At 44.4% G+C, this 19,683-nt stretch carries 12 protein-coding genes; 5 read left to right on the top strand and 7 right to left on the bottom strand.

The window, feature by feature from the left end; genetic code table 11:
- Positions 1-8: 8 nt before the first annotated feature.
- Positions 9-824 carry a 2,3,4,5-tetrahydropyridine-2,6-dicarboxylate N-succinyltransferase gene (locus tag ACVBDY_RS14325; RefSeq protein ID WP_447176151.1) on the top strand — a complete coding sequence of 272 codons (816 nt, stop codon included), beginning with the start codon at positions 9-11 and terminating at the stop codon, positions 822-824.
- Positions 825-938: 114 nt separating this feature from the next.
- On the opposite strand, the gene secDF is transcribed toward ACVBDY_RS14325, so the two are convergent.
- From secDF to gyrB, 3 genes are all read right to left on the bottom strand, one after another.
- The gene (gene secDF, locus ACVBDY_RS14320) at positions 939-3,938 is read right to left on the bottom strand and encodes a protein translocase subunit SecDF (protein ID WP_447176150.1); all 3,000 of its coding nucleotides are present in this window, start codon (positions 3,936-3,938) and stop codon (positions 939-941) included.
- Positions 3,939-4,303: 365 nt separating this feature from the next.
- Positions 4,304-5,224, bottom strand: a complete 921-nt coding sequence (gene mdh, locus ACVBDY_RS14315; RefSeq protein WP_447176149.1) for a malate dehydrogenase — start codon at positions 5,222-5,224, stop codon at positions 4,304-4,306.
- Between the two features lie 183 nt (positions 5,225-5,407).
- Positions 5,408-7,348, bottom strand: a complete 1,941-nt coding sequence (gene gyrB / locus ACVBDY_RS14310) for a DNA topoisomerase (ATP-hydrolyzing) subunit B (RefSeq protein WP_447176148.1) — start codon at positions 7,346-7,348, stop codon at positions 5,408-5,410.
- 288 nt (positions 7,349-7,636) lie between these two features.
- On the opposite strand from gyrB, the gene ACVBDY_RS14305 reads away from it, so the two are divergent.
- Positions 7,637-7,882, top strand: a complete 246-nt coding sequence (locus tag ACVBDY_RS14305) for a CBU_0592 family membrane protein (protein ID WP_447176147.1) — start codon at positions 7,637-7,639, stop codon at positions 7,880-7,882.
- 4 nt (positions 7,883-7,886) lie between these two features.
- Here ACVBDY_RS14305 and ACVBDY_RS14300 read toward each other — a convergent pair whose 3' ends face one another.
- Complete coding sequence (locus ACVBDY_RS14300) at positions 7,887-8,486, bottom strand: TetR family transcriptional regulator C-terminal domain-containing protein (protein ID WP_447176146.1); 600 nt, start codon at positions 8,484-8,486, stop codon at positions 7,887-7,889.
- A 274-nt stretch (positions 8,487-8,760) separates the two neighbouring features.
- Here ACVBDY_RS14300 and ACVBDY_RS14295 point away from each other — a divergent pair, with 274 nt between their 5' ends.
- The 3 genes from ACVBDY_RS14295 to ACVBDY_RS14285 are packed head-to-tail and all read left to right on the top strand — an operon-like array spanning position 8,761 to position 14,683.
- Entirely contained in the window at positions 8,761-10,041 is a 1,281-nt protein-coding gene (locus ACVBDY_RS14295) for an alkaline phosphatase family protein (protein WP_447176145.1), read from the top strand.
- Between the two features lie 27 nt (positions 10,042-10,068).
- Entirely contained in the window at positions 10,069-13,203 is a 3,135-nt protein-coding gene (locus tag ACVBDY_RS14290; protein WP_447176144.1) for a SusC/RagA family TonB-linked outer membrane protein, read from the top strand.
- Positions 13,204-13,213: 10 nt separating this feature from the next.
- Positions 13,214-14,683, top strand: a complete 1,470-nt coding sequence (locus ACVBDY_RS14285) for a SusD/RagB family nutrient-binding outer membrane lipoprotein (RefSeq protein WP_447176143.1) — start codon at positions 13,214-13,216, stop codon at positions 14,681-14,683.
- Positions 14,684-14,801: 118 nt separating this feature from the next.
- Here the strand turns inward: ACVBDY_RS14285 and ACVBDY_RS14280 are convergent, their stop codons facing one another.
- The 3 genes from ACVBDY_RS14280 to ACVBDY_RS14270 all read right to left on the bottom strand — a co-directional run bounded on the left by ACVBDY_RS14280 (position 14,802) and on the right by ACVBDY_RS14270 (position 19,666).
- Positions 14,802-16,667 (bottom strand): hypothetical protein, encoded by a 1,866-nt coding sequence (locus tag ACVBDY_RS14280; protein ID WP_447176142.1) that lies wholly within the window; start codon positions 16,665-16,667, stop codon positions 14,802-14,804.
- Between the two features lie 64 nt (positions 16,668-16,731).
- Entirely contained in the window at positions 16,732-17,163 is a 432-nt protein-coding gene (locus ACVBDY_RS14275) for a GPW/gp25 family protein (RefSeq protein WP_447176141.1), read from the bottom strand.
- A gap of 25 nt (positions 17,164-17,188) precedes the next feature.
- Complete coding sequence (locus tag ACVBDY_RS14270; RefSeq protein WP_447176140.1) at positions 17,189-19,666, bottom strand: AAA family ATPase; 2,478 nt, start codon at positions 19,664-19,666, stop codon at positions 17,189-17,191.
- Between the last annotated feature and the right edge of the window lie 17 nt (positions 19,667-19,683).

Genomic DNA, 19,683 nt, shown 5'->3' with positions numbered 1-19,683 from the left:
AATTGACTATGGAAAAGATACTAGAGATCATAGAAAACGCCTGGAATAACAGGGACTTGCTAAAAGAAGAAAACACACAAAATACCATACGCGAAGTCGTCCGCCTTCTGGATGAGGGTGAACTACGGGTAGCCCAACCAACGGATAACGGCTGGCAGGTAAACGAATGGGTAAAGAAAGCGGTTGTGCTTTACTTTCCAATTCAGAAAATGGAGACCATTGAGGCTGGCCCGCTCGAATTCCACGATAAAATACCACTCAAAAAAGATTACGCCGCTAAGGGCATCCGGGTAGTCCCACATGCCATTGCCCGTCACGGAGCTTATATTTCCCGCGGGGTGATCATGATGCCCAGCTATATTAACATCGGGGCTTATGTAGACGAAGGTACTATGGTAGATACCTGGGCCACTGTAGGTAGCTGTGCTCAAATAGGCAAAAATGTACATCTCAGCGGTGGTGTAGGTATAGGTGGCGTACTGGAACCTTTACAGGCGGCACCGGTTATTATCGAAGATAATGCCTTTATAGGATCGAGATGTATAGTCGTAGAAGGTGTACGGGTTGAAAAGGAAGCCGTATTGGGCGCTAACGTTGTTCTTACAGCCTCGACCAAGATTATCGATGTAACGGGAAGTGAGCCTGTGGAAAGCAAAGGACTTGTACCGGCAAGATCGGTAGTTATTCCGGGAAGTTACACCAAAAAATTTGCCGCGGGCGAATACCAGGTTCCCTGTGCTCTTATTATAGGTAAGCGCAAAGCTTCTACCGATCTGAAAACATCGCTCAACGATGCCCTTCGCGAATACAATGTCGCTGTTTAAACGGACCTATTAATACACCGGGAGACGGATATCCGGAAATTTTCATAAAATCAAAACCCCGCCTGCGGAATACCACGGGCGGGGTTTTTATATTAAAACGTTTCAGGATTTCCCTTACGCTTCTGTATTCACTTCTTCCTCTTTCTTTTTCAACACGTTCGTCCCTTTGTTTTTCAAGGTGTCAAACATTATTGGTGTTGCAATGAAAATGGAGGAGTATGTACCCACGATCACACCGACAATAAGGGCGAACATAAACCCTCGGATGGACTCTCCGCCAAATATAAATATTGCCAGGAGTACCACCAACGTGGTCAGCGAGGTATTTAAGGTACGGCTCAATGTACTGTTTACTGCTAGATTGATATTTTCACCTGCTTTCCAGCCACGTTCGGAAGTAATCTCCCGGATACGGTCGAATACAACCACCGTATCGTTAATAGAGTACCCGATTACCGTAAGTATTGCCGCTATGAATGCCTGGTTTATCTCCAGGTTAAACGGCATGAACTTATAGGTAAGGGAAAATATTCCAAGTACAATAAATACGTCGTGGAAAAGTGCCGCTACCGCACCGGCAGAGAACTGCCATTTTCGGAAACGTATCAGGATATACAGGAACACTACAATAAGTGACCCTATAATGGCCCAAACAGCATTTCGTTTAATATCATCCGCTATGGTAGGTCCTACTTTAATAGCCTGAACGATGCCGTACTCTGTGGAATCTCCGCCTCCTGCAAATTCAGCTTCCGATAAACCTTCCGGAAGATGTTTCTGCAATGATGTGTAGAGGATTTCCTGGATCTCTTCATCCACTCCGGTACCGTCTTCTTCCACTTTATACTTTGTAGTTACCTTGACCTGATTAGGTGCTCCGAAAGTTTTCACTTCCACGCTTCCCAGGGCATCGGTAAGTTCCGAAGCCAGTTCTGTTGGGTTCACCGGATGTTCAAACCGTATTTGGTAAGAACGTCCTCCTACAAAATCCACGCCCTGGTTAAGCCCCTGGGTAAAGAGAGAGCCCAAAGCTACAATCAGTATAATACCCGAAATGATATAGGACATTTTCCTTTTTGCAAGGAAATCCACATTGATATTCTGGAACAGGTTTTTGGTGATCGGGGTAGAGAACAATAGTGATTTTTTCCTTCCGATATACCAGTCAACCAAAAGTCTTGTTATAAAGATAGCCGTAAACAAGGATGTTGCAATACCTATCATCAATGTAGTTGCAAATCCGCGGATCGGGCCCGTACCGAATACAAATAATATAATCGCCGTAAGTCCTGTGGTAACGTTGGCATCGAGAATAGAAGACAACGCGTTTCCGAAACCATCGGCCACAGCCTGTTTTTGTCCTTTACCCTTTGCAAGTTCTTCCTTGGTCCTTTCAAAGATAAGTACGTTAGCATCCACAGACATACCTATGGTAAGCACGATACCTGCAATACCAGGAAGGGTAAGTACCGCTCCCAGACCGGCAAGCACGCCGAATATCAATACGATGTTAAATGTAAGTGCCACATCTGCAAACCAACCTGCACGGCCATAGTAGAACAGCATCCAGAGCAATACCAACACCATGGCTATGACAAAGGACATCATTCCGCTCTCTATGGCTTCCTGGCCTAAAGAGGGTCCCACTACTTCACTTGAAATAATATCTGCAGAGGCCGGCAATTTACCCGCACGGAGTACATTTGCCAGGTCAATGGCTTCATTAAGCGAAAACTGACCTGTAATTTCGGAACTTCCTCCGGAAATAGGCCCGCTTGTAACCCCGGGTGCCGAATACACGATCTCATCAAGAACTATAGCAATAAAACTTCCCTGGCGGTAGGCCTTACCGGTTAGTTCTTCCCATACTTTTGCTCCTTTACTATCCATTTGCATGGAAACGGCAGGATTTCCTCTCTGGTCATAAGTCTGTTGTGCATCTGCTACAACCCCACCACTTAGAGGAGGTTGGTTTTCCCTGTTAGACCGCAAGGCATACAGGTCTATGACTTCCTGATCAATTCCGGGTTTTCCCCATACAAAACGCGCATTCTGTAATTCGGCAGGCAGTAGTTGTTTTACTTCCCGCATGTTCAGGTAAGAATTCACCTTGGCCGTATCTCTGGTAGCAAAGCTCATCAATACGGGACCTCCCTGAGTTCCCGGTGCTACCGCAAGGTCAAACAAAGGGTTAGTCTGGCTAACCGCATCCAAAGAATCCTTCTCAGCATCTGCCAGCAGTGAGTCTATCTCTGAGGCGTCATCCTGATCCGGCTGTTCTTTTTTCTCACCGGTATCCACCAGGTCTTTCAACCTCTGGTTAACCTGCATCAGGTATTGCATTACTTCATCGTTCTTAAACGTCTCCCAGAATTCCAGTTGCGCCGTACTTTGAAGTAAGTTCATAACGCGATTTATATCCTTGGCTCCCGGAAGTTCCACAAGGATTCTTCCTGTAGTACCCAAACGTTGAATGTTGGGTTGTGTAACCCCAAAGCGGTCTATACGCTTACGAAGCACTTCAAAAGCAGATACGATCGACTCATCTACTTTTCGCCGGATAACAGGTTTCACCTCGTTATCTGACATCTGGAAGTTTATGTCTTCGCTCAGTATTTTATTGGCAAAGATGTCCGGAGAAGCAAGTTTAGCATCTCCTTTTATAGCATCAAATTCCTGAAAGAAAAGATCTATATAGGGCTTATCGCTGTTCTTTGTTGCTTTGTCCGCATTAGCCAGGGCTTTATTAAACACCGCATTTTTAGAGTTGTTGGCCAGTCCTTTTAAAATATCTTTCACGGATATTTCCAGGATAACATTTATCCCCCCTTTGAGATCCAGACCCTTGTTGAGCTCTTTATCCTTCGCTTCATTATAGGTAAAACTCGTAATTCCGACATCGAAAACCGTTTCATTACCTATAGAATCTAAATACCTGGTTTCTTCCGTCTCTCTTTTTGCTACGTAATCTTCTGTATTCTCAGAAATTTTGTTAATTGCAAATGTTTCCGCATTGCCTTCCACTTTGTTTGTAATAAAAGTGAAGGACAATTGGTAAATACTTACAATTCCAAATAAAATAGCAAAAAGCTTGATAAGTCCCTTGTTTTGCATTCTTATTCTTATTAATTAATCCTTTTTTTGAAACGAGCAAATATATAATTTACAATAAGATTAAACAATTTATTTCATCTGTTTATATTTATTTGCTTTTCACAGGTCTGTACCTGTCCCGATTTACCGGAACGGAATGCCCGAACGATCACAACCGGTTATCTCCAAAATTTTAGTAACAGGCATTTTCCCGTTTTATTTCTTTAATATTCCCGAGGCAGGAACTTACACATATTAAACTGTAAATCAAAGTTTTTGACTCCCGTTTTTCTGACAAATCCGGAGAAAAAAGAAGCTGCGCAAACACTCCGTCCTTCCGGCCGGTTCTTTGCGCAGCTTTTTATCTTAAAGAATTGCCTGTAAGCTTAGAGCAGGGCATTTACCTTCTTAACACCTTCGGCACTCTCTTTTAATTTTGCCTTTTCAGCATCACTGAGTTCTATTTCCACGATTTTTTCGATCCCGTTCTTACCCAGGATTACAGGAACTCCAATACAGATATCACTCAGACCGTATTCTCCGTCCAGCAATGCGGAACAAGGGAACATTTTCTTCTGGTCACAAGCTATGGCCTGAACCAGTGCGGATACGGCTGCTCCGGGGGCATACCATGCACTGGTACCCAAAAGTTTGGTAAGTGTTGCTCCGCCAACCTTTGTATCTTCAGCAACCTGTGTCAACCTTTCTTCACTTAAAAATTTGGTTACGGGAACACTATTCCTAACAGCCAATCGCGTCAATGGCACCATTCCGGTATCACTGTGCCCGCCTATCACCATACCATCCACATCGGAAGCAGGACATCCAAGGGCTTCACTAAGCCTGTATTTAAACCGGGCACTGTCCAGCGCTCCACCCATACCTATGATACGGTTCTTGGGTAATCCGGTAGCTTTATGAGTGAGGTATGTCATTGTATCCATAGGGTTGCTTACCACAATAACAATAACATCCGGAGAGTGTTTGATAAGGTTAGACACCACATCCTTAACAATACCCGCATTGATCCCGATAAGCTCTTCCCTTGTCATTCCGGGCTTTCTCGGAATACCACTCGTAATCACTGCAATATGACTATCAGCCGTTTTGGAGTAGTCGCTGGTAGAACCTGTGATCTTGGTATCGAATCCGTTCAGTGATGCTGTCTGCATTAAATCCATCGCTTTTCCTTCGGCAACTCCTTCTTTAATATCCAGCAGGACCACTTCCGAAGTAAAATTCTTAATGGCAATGTACTCTGCGCAACTGGCACCAACAGCTCCGGCGCCAACTATTGTAACTTTCATATGATAATTTATTTATTGAATGATTTTTTACAGTCTGACAAATTTAGTCATTTTAGCACGAAATGAGGGCATTAAGAAAGAGCTTCTTAAGGACAAAACCATCTTTTTTCACACATTAACATCTTGTTGTAAAAAAAATAAAGGCATCCTGAAAGTGGATGCCTTTTAATACGTATACAAGATTTACACGTCTATATTGGCGTAGACCGCATTTTTCTCTATAAATTCCCTTCGCGGCGGTACTTCATCTCCCATAAGCATGGAGAAGATGCGATCTGCTTCACCTCCGTTATCTATGGTTACCTGACGCAAGGTACGGAATTCCGGGTTCATCGTGGTATCCCACAATTGCTCAGCGTTCATTTCACCGAGACCTTTGTAGCGTTGTACACCGGCACCTGTTCCGTATTCCTGAATCAGGTTATCTCTTTCTTTATCGTTCCAGGCATAGTTTTTCTTACTCCCCTTCTTCACCAGGTATAGCGGAGGAGTAGCTATATACACATGCCCGTTCTCTATTAATTCTCTCATGTAACGAAAGAAGAACGTAAGGATAAGAGTGGCAATGTGACTTCCGTCAACATCGGCATCACACATGATCACTACCTTGTGATAGCGAAGTTTCTCAAGATTCAGTGCTTTGCTGTCTTCTTCGGTCCCGATGGTAACCCCCAGGGCCGTAAATATGTTCCTTATTTCTTCGTTTTCGAATACCTTGTGGTGCATTGCTTTTTCCACGTTGAGGATCTTACCCCGCAACGGCAGGATAGCCTGGAAATTCCGATCCCTTCCCTGCTTGGCCGTACCTCCCGCAGAATCACCCTCCACGAGGAATACCTCGCATTTTTTCGGATCCTGCTCGGAGCAGTCCGAAAGTTTTCCGGGAAGTCCGCTTCCACCCATCGGGGTTTTTCGCTGTACCATTTCCCTTGCCTTCCGGGCGGCATGACGCGCCTGCGCAGCCAGAATAACCTTCTGAACTATGGTCCTGGCGTCATTCGGGTGTTCTTCCAGGTAATTCTCAAGCATTTCCGAAACCGCCTGCGAAACCGCAGCAGTCACTTCCCTGTTACCGAGTTTGGTTTTGGTCTGACCTTCAAACTGGGGTTCCGCAACCTTTACCGATACGATAGCCGTAAGTCCTTCACGAAAATCATCTCCCGCAATCTCGAATTTCAGCTTATCCAGCATTCCAGAAGCATCGGCATATTTTTTCAAGGTAGTGGTCAATCCCCTCCTGAACCCTGCAAGATGCGTTCCTCCTTCGTGCGTATTGATGTTGTTTACGTAAGAATGCAGGTTCTCATTAAAAGAGGTATTATACACCATAGCTACTTCCACAGGAATATCGTTCTTCTCTCCTTCCATGGAAATAACTTCAGCTATGATCGGCTCTCTGCTACCGTCCAGAAATTTTATGAATTCCTTTAAACCTTCTTCGGAATGAAAAGTTTCACTTTCGAACTCTCCATTCTCGTCCGTTATTCTTTTGTCGACTAGCGTAATGGTTATCCCTTTGTTCAGGAATGCCAGTTCACGCATCCTGCTTGCCAGGGTATCATAACTATACTCGGTAGTCTGCTGAAAAATGGTAGCATCCGGCTTGAAGGTAATTATAGTACCGTTCTTATCCGTTTCACCGACTGCCTTAACCGGATAAACGGTCTTCCCTTTTTCATACTCCTGCTCCCATATTTTCCCATCACGGAATACGGTTGCCTTAAGGTGATCGGAAAGAGCGTTCACTACGGAAACCCCTACTCCGTGCAGACCTCCGGAAACTTTATAGGAATCTTTATCGAATTTACCTCCGGCACCAATCTTAGTCATTACGACCTCCAATGCGGAAACACCTTCTTTTTTATGTAAATCCACCGGAATACCCCGGCCATTATCCTCAACGGTAACGGAATCATCTTCATTGATAGCTACGTAAATAGTATCACAGTGTCCCGCCAAAGCTTCGTCAATGGAATTATCCACTACTTCGTAAACCAGGTGATGCAGACCTCTTGTTCCTACATCCCCGATGTACATGGAAGGACGCATACGCACGTGTTCCATTCCTTCCAAAGCCTGAATGCTATCTGCAGAATATTGCTTCTTATTAATTTCTTCACTCATAAATCAAATCTGTTTTAAACATTCGCCGGACCCGCTTTGCACATGCTTTAAATCAGCATTTATAATGCATTCGGAGACGAACGGACAAATATAGTAAAATACCGAGATAATAAAAGCCAACTCCTGTGCTGTTAGACCTTAAGTTATGCACATTTTATCAACTTACGGGCCCGGTTTTAACATCCCATCGTAAAGAAACGGATTTTAGCCGGGTTTTCGTATTTTTAATCCGGAAATCGGAGCGGGGTTGGCACAACTTTTTTATCTTTCCGCAAAAAGAACATTTATATGTTTGTATATACCATAATAGGATGGATAGGCGCCATAGTCTTCATTATTGCCTACTTTTTACTGAGCGTGAAACTGATATCCGCAGAAAAACCACTCTACCATTACCTCAATGCCATAGGTGGCGTCTGCCTGGTTGTTAATGCCCTTCATCTCAGCGATCTGCCCAATGTAGTGGTTAATGTTGTCTGGACTTCCATCGCCCTACTGGCCGTGTATCGTATTTACCGGAGTATTTCCACATAAAAAATTATGCTTTCCGGAAAAGTGACATGGTATGTTTCACATAGACCCTCACCTGCTTTTCATAAGCGTCACTTTGTGCTGCAAACATCCCCAGGTAATAATAGGCTCCGTCTACAAGTGCAAAAATAATCTCCGTTAATTCTTCCAGGTCTTCATTACAGATTACTCCGTTCGCCCTGGCTTCAAGTAATTTCTCATACAACACCGCATGCAGGGCTTCCAGGTACCTCCGGAAACTCTCGTTAAAGTCCTTTTTCCGGTAAATGAGCGCATAACAACTGTAAAAGACCCCATCATCGAAATAACGATTCCATTTTCTTGAAAAGAGATTTTCCACCAACTCCCGTAACCGGTCCCAGTTGTCTATACTTCCGTTTTCCCGTGAAGTGATGATATTGAGATGGCGCTCCAGAATGTATTCGTTCAACCCGATGAGCAGTTCGTCCCTTGTTTTAAAATAATGCATGACCAGGCCGTTACTTATGCCCATTTCGTCCGCCACCTTGGCAATGGATGCATTTTCAAGCCCTATTTTTTTAGCCACCTTATAAAAGGATTTTATAATTTCTTTCTGACGTACATCGGTTAAACTCTTTCTTCCCATGTAAATAGTTTTCAACAAAAATAACATTTTGCACCACATGAAAGCAGTCTACGGCATACATAACAAAAACAAAACGTTTGTATAATGTTTTTTTAACTGAACATTCATTCAATTAAAACATCATGGATTTAACTTTGCCACATCGTCTTTCACAAAGACCTAAAGAACTGAAATAAAACGACAAAACACAACTAACGATGAGACAATTTTATTTTAATTTGAATGAACATTCAATAAATTTATTATTTTTGTTAAAACCGTCAACCAAAACAACATGAAACCAAAAAAGCATTTACTTGCCGTTATACTCGCGTGCGCATTATGTTTTCCGGTAGTTGCCGAAAACCCTTTCCCGAACGATCCTTTCCCGACCGGTAAAAAAACGAGAAAAGTTGTCTTTATCATCGTAGACGGGCTCTCGGCTGATATGATAGAAAAAAATCCTACCCCTCATCTGGACGCGATTGCTAAAAGGGGAGGGTATACCAGAGCGTATGTGGGTGGAAAAAAAGGAGGGTATTCCGAAACGCCGACCATTTCGGCGGTAGGGTACAACAGTCTTCTAACGGGTACCTGGGTTAATAAGCACAACGTCCGGGGCAACAGCATAAAGGCGCCTAACTACCACTACCCCACCATTTACAGGCTTTTAAAGGACCGCTATCCTAGCAAAAAGACCGCCATATTCTCCACCTGGCTGGACAACCGTACAAAACTGATTGGTGAAGGCCTTCCGGAAACAGGCAATATTAAAGTGGATTATGCCTATGACGGCTTTGAACTTGACACCTTAAGCTTCCCCCATGACACCGAAAGGCAATACATTCGTAACATCGATAAAAAAGTCGCCCTTGAAGCCGCCAGGTATATCGAGAAGGAGGGTCCGGACCTCTCGTGGGTCTATCTCGAATATACGGATGATATGGGACATAAATACGGGGACAGTCCGCAACTTACCGAAGCCATTGCATTTGAAGACCGATTAATCGGCAACATATGGGAGGCAATAAAAGATAGGGAGAAAAATAATGATGAGGAATGGTTGTTTATCATCACTACCGATCACGGGCGAACCGAAGAAACAGGACATCATCACGGAGGACAGTCGGAAAGGGAAAGAAGTACCTGGATCGTTACCAACAGCCCGGATACCAACGATTACTTCCGGGAAGAAACCCCGGCCATTGTTGATATACTCCCCACCATGACAGACTTTCTCGATATAGACCTCCCGAAAGAACTCGTCTATGAAATAGACGGGGTTTCCCTGACGGGTGAACTAAGCGCCACTCACCTCGAAGGTGAGATGCAGGAAGAACAACTCGTTATTCGTTGGAAAAATACCGGTAAAAACAGCAAGGGTACCGCATCTGTGCTGGTCAGCGTAACCAACAATCACAAAACCGGGGGAAAAGACTCCTATCGTCTGCTCGGCAAAGTCAAAATAAAGGACAAAATATTCAGATACACCCCTGATAAACCCGGTAGCTTTTATAAAATAGTTCTCGAAACCCCGGAAAATACGCTGAATACCTGGGTAAAAACCGCAAACTAAATAAATAACCAAAAACTAACCACAGTGATGAAATATTACTTTATTATTCTACTGTTATCGATAACACCTAAACTTTTTGCCCAGCATGAAGTTTCCGGAAAAGTTACCGATACCGACGGCATCCCTTTGGGAGGAGTTAACATATCGGTTTCCGGGACCTCCCAGGGAAGTGTAACCGATTTTGACGGACTCTTTACTATAGCAACCGGATCTGCGCAGGACAGCCTCACGTTTTCCTATATCGGTTTTAAAACCCTCACCGTGCCCGTCGCCGGAAAAAACCAGCTAATCGTGACACTCTCGGAAGACACAGAACAACTCAAAGAGGTAGTAGTCACCGCCCTGGGTATCAGAAAAGAAACCAAAGCTCTCGGGTATGCCGTACAGGAAGTACAGGGGAGTTCTCTTGAAAAAGCGAAGGAACCGAATTTTGTAAGTGCTCTGAGTGGAAAAGTGGCCGGACTTAACATTAAAAACTCTACCGATCTTTTTCAAAATCCGGAGATCAGCCTGCGGGGCGAAAGCCCGCTGCTGGTCATTGACGGTATTCCAGACCGCACCACAGATCTTTGGAAAGTCAATGCCGATGACATAGAAAGCATAAGTGTACTCAAAGGCGCCACTGCTTCTGCCCTATACGGATCGGTAGGACGTAACGGAGCTATTATGATCACCACCAAAAAAGGTAAAGAAGGTAAATTAACCGTAAACTTTAACAACTCCACCATGTTCCAGCCTTCTTTCATCCGTGTTCCGAAAGTACAGACCACTTACGGTAACGGAGATAACGGGAACTATGCGTACGTAAACGGTGGCGGTGGCGGTTCCGAAGGTGGAGGATGGATATGGGGGCCAAAACTCAACCAGCCGGACCCCTCCACTCCAAGCGGTTATATGGAAACACCGCAATACAACAGCCCTATAGATCCGGAAACGGGTGAGCGTATTCCCATCCCCTATATCTCCCGTGGAAAAAATAACATCGAGAATTTCTTCCGTACAGGACTGGTACAAACCAACAACCTGAGCATCGATTGGGGCAACGATAAAGCAAACTACAGGATATCGCTTTCCAATGTCTACCAGAAAGGGATTGTTCCCAACACCGACCTGAACAACACTTCATTCAGTGTGGGGGGAACTATCACTCCCTCGGACAAATTCAAAGTGACCTCCGCCCTGACCTACAACAAGCAATATACAAACAACTTCCCTGCCGTGGGATATGGCCCTACCAATTACCTCTACAATCTGGTATTGTGGACCGGAACGGATGTTGATGTAAGGGACCTTCGCAATTACTGGGCGGAAGACCAGGAAGGGTACCAACAAAGACATTACAACACTTCCTGGTATAACAACCCTTACTTCCAGGCCTATGAATACCTGCAAGGGTATGACAAGGATAACCTTTTCGGGAACCTGGCGGCCGAATATCGCTTGTTACCCGAAATAACCCTGAAAGCAAGGGCCGGAGCTAATATTTACGGGTTACAAAGAACTTATAAAGAACCCAAAAGTTATGTGGGTTACAACGAAAAATCGCTGGGTAACTTCACCATTCAAAACACGAACTATTTTGATATCACCACCGATTTCGGTGTCCGCTTTGAAAAGGACCTTACGGAAAACATTTCGCTTTCCGGGGAAGCGGCCTATTCCGGTTACTACCGCATACAAAACTTTCACTCGACCTCCACAGACGGCCTTAACGTTCCCGGTTTTTACAACCTGGACAATAATGCGGGGACTACGCTTATCGGGGAAAACCGGGAAGAAAAGGAAGCAATACACAGCGTTTACGGCTTTGTAGACCTGGAATTCTACAATGCCTTCTACCTCTCCATAACCGCGAGGAACGATAAGGTATCCACACTTGCCAAAGGGTACAACTCCTTTTTCTACCCTTCCGTATCCGGATCGGTGGTACTTTCCAGCCTGACCGAAATGCCGGACTGGATCTCCTTTGCCAAAATAAGGGGTTCCTGGTCCAGAGTATCCGACGGTAAAATAGAAGACATAGAAGACCTGAACGAAAACGATCCTTACAATTACATACAGGCCTATGACAAGGGAGTTTCCTGGAGTAACAGTAATAGTGTCCGTTTCCCTTCCTCATTGTACAGTAACCTTCTGATCAGCGGCGCACTCAAGCCAAAGACTTCCGATAGCTGGGAGATAGGTGCCGATGTCCGCTTTTTTCAGAATCGTCTCGGTATTGATGTGGCCTACTACGAGACTAAAGACTATAATAACCTGGAAGACATCCCGTTGTCTGATGCTTCCGGATATGAGGCATATCTGCTCAATGGTAATGTATACAGGCGGAAAGGCATAGAATTTACTGTAAATGCTACTCCTGTTCGCCATGATAATTTCCGTTGGGACACCCAGGTAAACTTCAGCCAATACCGTCGCTATATTGATGAAATATACGGGGACAAAGAATACACGGAAGACCGTTTGAAAGCAGGAGATCGGACGGATAAACTAAACAATGTTTCTGTGTACCAGACCGACGGGCAAGGCAACATTATTTACGAAAACGGCTTCCCGGTAAGTGATCCTTACGGGCGCTATGTGGGCTATACGGAACCCGATTGGACCTACGGTTTCTCCAATACGTTCAACTACAAAAACTTTACATTATCCGTACTTTTTGACGGTCGTATAGGAGGCCTTATGTATTCGGACACCAATCAGAAAATGTGGTGGGGCGGGATTTCCCCGGGGACAGTAAACCAGTATCGCGATGATGCCAACAACGGCGAGAGCACGTATCTGGGTGAGGGACTCAAAGTAGTAAGCGGTAATGTTACATATGATTCCAACGGAAACATTACGCAAGACACCAGGCAGTATGCTCCTAACGACGTCCCGGTGAACTATATTTCTTTTATGAAGACCACCAGCAACGCACACAACGAAAACTATCATTATTACAGCCAGACTTTTATCAAACTCCGCGAGCTGTCCCTGACCTATAATGTACCCGAAGCGTTGGTTTCAAAAACTCCTTTCAATGCCATGAGTGTATCTTTTGTAGGGCGAAATCTCTGGCTATCGTCCAAAATACCGAATGTAGATCCGGACCCCGGAAAAGATAACCTCCAGGCTCCTTCTACCCGTAGCTTAGGATTTAACCTGAACTTTAAATTTTAATACAAACATCATGAAAAGCATTTATAAAACCTTATTTATTATCCTGTTCTCTTCGCTATCCCTGGGTAGTTGTACGGGGATAGACGACCTACAGGACGATCCTAACCGTGCCCTCGAAGTACCGCCGGAACTGTTACTTACACAACTGGAAACACGGGCCTTTAATACCATATCTCTTTCTGCTGCGCTGGCAACGCGTCAAATGGTTTACACCGACGGAGTTAATTCAGACCAGTATTACAACTGGCAGAGATCCGGTTTTGATGCTTATGATGACCTGAAGCAGGTGCAACAGATGATCCTGGAGGCAGAGCGGACCGAAATACCGGTCTACAAAAGCCTGGCACGCTTTTTCAATGCCTATTTTATTACGGGTCTTACCAGAACTTTCGGAGATGTCCCTTATACCGAGGCCATATTAGCTACCGAAGGAAACTTTACACCCGTATACGACAAGCAAAAGGATATCTATCTCAGCGTACTTAACGAACTGAAAACCGCCTCGGAAGAACTGGCCGAAAACGGAGAAAACATCCGTGGTGATGTCATTTATAATGGTGACCCGTTATTATGGAGAAAGCTGATAAACTCCTATTACCTTAGGGTTTTACTCAGTCTTTCCGGCAAAACCGGGGATGCGGATCTCAACATTGTCCAACGCTTCCGAGAGGTTGTTGACAACCCTACAGCTTACCCTGTTTTAGCTTCTCCTGAAGAAGATGGTATCCTTCCTTTCCTCAATATCGAAGGAAATCGTTATCCGTTGTTCCAAAATAACGGTTTACAAACGGCATACTATATGGAAAAAACCTTCGTGGACAAACTTAAAACATTTGAAGACCCACGTCTTTTCTACTTTGCCCAAAGGACTCCGCAAGCCGTAAAGCAGGAACTGGACACCACAGATTTCGAAGCCTACAACGGTCTGAACGGAAGTGCCCCACTCGATGAGAACGTGGATATGGCCGGAAACGGCGAAGCCTCCATGATCAATGAAAGATACTATAAGAAAGCTACGACCGAACCCAGTTTTCTGATAAGCTATGCGGAACTGCAATTTATACTGGCCGAAGCCGCTCACCGCGGATGGATAGACCAGGATACAGAAACCTTTTACAAAAACGGCATAAAGGCTTCCATGACATTTTACAACATCCCGAAAGAAAATATCGACACCTATCTGCAAAATCCGTCCGTACAGTTGGGAGATCATGCTATAGAAAGCATCCTGACCCAAAAACATATTGCCATGTTCATGAATACGGGCTGGCAAATGTTTTTTGAACAGCGCCGTACGGGATATCCGGAGTTTGATGTTTCCGGGGGAGGTGTCCTCAATAATGGCAGAATCCCAAAACGATGGATGTACCCGGCTAAAGAGCTAACTCAGAACCAGGCTAATGTAGATGTTGCTATAAAACGTCAGTTTCCGGAAGGTGATGACATTAACGCAGAAATGTGGCTACTTAAAGAAGAGTAATTCATTTATGACTAAAAACCACAGGGTAAAACGAAAAATATCTGTGTTTGAATGCGAAGAGGGTCTGAAACGTAATATCTATAATACGTTCTCAGACTCTCTTTATTTTAAAAAGGAGTTACCTTATTTCTTTTTCCCTGTACATCACGCGAAAAGGGACTACATTGATGGCTCTGTTCTTCAATAACAGCATAAGATCATCACTGAGAAACCCCCATTCTTCTTCGGAATAGTTAACTTCCTCATTTTTTTCAATAAATATATCGATGGTAGGCGTATATCCGATATGGTCATCCAGGCTGGTTTGTATCCCGTTTTTTACTTCTACATTCTTTATGGCATTTCCAAAGTGGTTTTTACACAATATAATGATATCCTGCCTGGTCACCACCCTTTGGTTAGACACTATATTTTCGCGATACGCATAGATCTTATCCGAGTTGGTAAGTTCATTTCGTCCTCCCTGTGTCGTAGAGAGCAGCATAATGGAATCCTTTTCAAAATCGGCCCCTTTGTGAGCCTGCAACCTGGAAAAAGCATTGACCTTATTGGCATCTTCGCCGTTGGTAGTCCAGTATTTCACGAATAATGTTCCTTTACTCTCTTCTCCTTTTGTGTTTAGAATAAGATATGGTGTGTTCTTTTTATGCATTCCGGTCTGGGCCATTTTGTTCCGGAACCTGGAGATGATCTGATTTATCTCGTGCAGGTTGGTCTCCATAAAATCCGTTTCCAGTCTGGAGAAAGCCGCTGCCTCGTCGCGGACAAGGTCTACCATATAATCGATCATCTCCGTGGCATTGCGTTCGTCAAAACGTGCCACGCCACCAAAACGGAGATACGCGTAATCTTCGGTAAATTCTTCCTGGTTCTTGGCAATAACATCAAATTGCCTGCTCCTGTCGTCCAGCACGGAATACAGTTCCAGGAAAAAATCTTCACCAATACTCAACGGGTATATGTTGAGGAGCTTTTTTATATTCCCCTGGGTTTCGTTCATCTTTTTATTAATGACCGGAAAACAGTTGTTTGCACAAAATATTTCGGATAATATATTTTTCCCGATAACATTGGGAAATTCAACTTTAAGCCACAATAATTTCTCTTCTTCCATGGCCTCAAGGGTCTTGGCCGGCACGAATTCCTTAAATTCCTTCGGAAGCGTACTTTCCGCATTCCCTATGTTGAGGACATCCTTGATGGTGATAAAATTCTTTTCGTAATATTCATTTACATGTTCTTCCACCCTTTCTAAATGGTGAAAATCCTCATGTACCATATAACGGTCCCCGGCGGTCACTGTCCCTTTACTGTTATAGCCTTGTGCAGTCGTTAGTTTATGATCGTTAAAATACCATTTTGCCCTCGGAAGAAAATGAAAAAACGTATTTCTATCGTGTATGTTCTTCATGTAGAAATAGAACATCAGGTTTTTCACAATACCATTCCCCCGGTGAGACAATCCCAGCCATATGGTACGATGCGGCATCGGCTTCAGGTAATCTTCTCCCGACAGGTGTTCCTGAAACTGCCCTTGTGAAGCATCTTGTATGCCATTGGGCAATACGGCGTATTGCAAAAAATTCCGGGTAACCTTTACGGGTTTTGTAGGTCCGAAAAAATATTCACGTACTATTTTTTCCCCGGGATTATATGGGTTATGTTGTCTTTTCTGGAAAAAGAACTGGTGATGGTCGTTCAGGGTAACCTCTTCTTCCGCAGGAAAGACCTGCATAATGGCCCTTGACGGCGTGGCTTTGGAAGAAGTAATCGGGGTGAGTATATCCACAAGCCTTTCGGTAATTCTTCTCCGGCTCGAAAAAATCTCGTTGGAAATATTTTCCAGTTCCTTAGCACACACATCAAAAAGGAGATTGACAATAGGATCGAATATATTTTCCAGCTCCACATCAGAATACCCCCAGTGTTTGGCAGCCCGTTTCAGGAGTCTGTCTTTTATCTGATCTTTGGATAATTGCTTCATTCGTTTGCTTTTAAACCGGAATACCGGGGTTACCGGCATATCTTACGGCAATCTATATATCTCTTTATTTATAGGAAAACGGCGCCAGGTAATAAGAACTTTTGTAATAATACGGTTCGTTGGTCTTTTTAATAATGCCGTAAACCACTATATCCAGTCTTTTTTTAATGCGTATATTCGGGTTATACTCTATGGTGTCCTCGCCTATGGCCAGGCTTACATCGGTTACAACCATACGTTTTTCGTATTTTTTTACCTTCTCGTAAACCGATTCTTTTATCTTGTCTTTTAACTGATTGACATTGGACAGCAAGTTGAAATCAGTATCCCATATAATCGTACCGAATTCCGTATCGTATTTGTATTCCCCGAAGATCGTGGTGATAACCAGTGAGATGTACTGTGCCAGGGACTCTTCCAGGGTAACTTTTCGCAGGTCCTGCCCTTCGGTGATCCTCTTGTAATCTATGGGTATCTTGTAGTATAGGTCTTTCACAGCTACAGATTTTCGGGGTTAAACTTTATTTTGCCTTTTTAACGGTAAATTTCACCTCTCCGCTTTTGGTAAGGGAAAGGGTGAGCACGTCACCATCTTTAACATCTCCGGAAATAAGCTTTCGGGCCAGCGGACGTTTCAGTTTGTTTCGTATGGTTCCCTTAATGGGCCTGGCACCATATTCCGGACTAAAGCCCATAAGCGCCACTTCTCCCTTGGTTTTATCTGTCATTTTTAATGTAATATCGAGTTTAGACAGCAAGCTGGTAAGTTCTTTTTTCAGGTGAATATCAAATATCTTCACAACACTTTCCCTGCTTATCGGCGCAAAAGGCACAATCTCCGTCAAACGTCCCAGGAATTCCGGACGGAAATATCCGGACATAATGTCCAACAGGTCGTTGGAAGGAGGTACTTTGCCTTCCGAAAAGGATTTTACGACGTAATCCGAACCGATATTGGAAGTAAACAGGATTACCGCATTGGAAAAATCTCCTTCTTTCCCCAGACGGTCGTGTAATTTTCCTTCGTCCAGTATCTGCAGAAAAACATCAAACACCGAACGATGCGCTTTTTCAATCTCATCAAAGAGCACTATCGAATACGGATTTTGCCGGATCTTATTGACCAGCAGTCCTCCTTCTTCGTATCCTACATACCCCGGGGGAGCTCCGTATAAAAGTGCGGCAGAATGTTCTTCTTTGAACTCCGACATGTCGAGTCGGATAATGGCATTCTCATCTCCGAAAAGAAAATCTGCCAGCGATTTTGCCAATTCCGTTTTTCCGGTCCCTGTGGGGCCCAGAAAAAAGAACGACCCTATGGGTTGCCCGGGTTTGGTAAGCCCCGAACGGGATTCGAGTATAGCATCCGAAACCACCTTAATGGCATGGTCCTGTCCTACTACCCGTTTTTTCAATGTTTCTTCAATTTCCAGCAAACGCTCCCGCTCTTCACTTTTTACCTTTCCGGCGGGTATCCCTGTTATTCCCGACACTACAGCCGAGAGGTGATCGGGGGTCACAACATTGTCTTCAGCGGTAAGTTTATCCAGTTGCCCGAGCAGTTTTTCCAGGTACCCTACTTTTTTAGCCGGACTTTTCAGCTTGTAAAAAACAGAATGCTCTTCCTCTTCATTGAGCAACTCTCCGGCCTTGTCAAGTATATCCGTATACAGCCAGTTCAGTTCTTCCTCCCTGTTCTTTTTACGCGATTTTTTAAGTTCTTCCAGTCTATCACCCAACTCCGGGAGTTCCCCCAATAATACTTCTTTGGCCACTCTCAGGGAAGACATGGTGCGGTCTATGAGATCCAATGCAGAATCCGGAAGAGATTTTTCTTTGAGGTATCTTTTAGACAATCTTATAGCTTCTTTCAGGCAGTCTTCATCTATTTTAAACTGGTGATGTTCTTCGTAATGCGGAGCCACATTCTTTACCATACGCAATGCCAGGTCTTCTGTAGGCTCCTGTATTTCCAGGGTTTCGAACCGCCTGTTAAGGGCATCGTCCTTCCCGAGGGATTTACGGTGTTTTTCGGTGGTTGTAGCTCCTATGAAAGTAATCTCCCCTTTGGCAAGTTCGGATTTGATTATGCTCGCTATTCCGTTTCCCTGGTTGACATCAAACAATTCGTGGATATCATCTATAAACAGAATGGGTCTCGCATGTCTTTTTATTTCCCCGAATATTTTTTGTAACCGGTCCTCCACTTCACCTTTATATGAGGCCCCGGCAAAAAGCACACCGGTGTTCACTTCCATAACAGTAGCTCCCCTAAGCGGCGCTATAATATGATTGTCGGCTATCTTACCGCAAAAGCCTTCTATTAAAGCTGTTTTCCCGACTCCGGCTTCGCCGGTAACAATGACATGCGGTTTTAATTTCCGGTTCAGGATTTCGGTTATGGCCTTAAGTTCTTCGTCACGGCCTACTACCGGGATGTCTTCTCCTTCGCGATAGGCATGTACCTTATCCGTACAATATTTTTCCAGGGCTCCCTGTACGGACGGCATGCCGTTCTCTATCCCGTAGGAAGCGGACAACGGAGATGCCTGTTCTTCCGTAGCTTTGCGCTTAACCTGGTTTCCGTATCCCATCTTTACAGCGATCTCAGAGGAAGTTATCGGCATGGACTTGAGCTCATCATGCGAGAAACCGACTCCTGGGGTTATAAGGGCCATGAGGATAGGAATAAATCCAACTTCTTCTCTCCCGGCATTTTTAGCGATCTCTTCCGCCTCGGTAAAAACGGCCTCCATAGTGGTGTCGGGAGCCGGGTCTTCTCCCGGCCGGGTGATTTTGGCATATTCTTCCATGCGAATATCCGCCCATTCATCTATATAAAAAACATCGATCCCCGCAACATCCAGTTCCCGTATAAACGAAAACCGGCGGTTGAACATCGCTTTCAGGAAATGAGCAGGTGCGTACGCGGGATGATGGTTTTCCCTTGCCAGTTGTTTCGCTATATGGATTGCCTCGGTGCCGTTTGCTGTAAACATCGGGTATATGGTTTATG

This window comes from Sinomicrobium halophytocola, assembly GCF_052983395.1.
The sequence above is the reverse complement of the archived record's forward strand: the minus strand, read 5'-3'. Positions and strand labels throughout refer to the sequence as shown.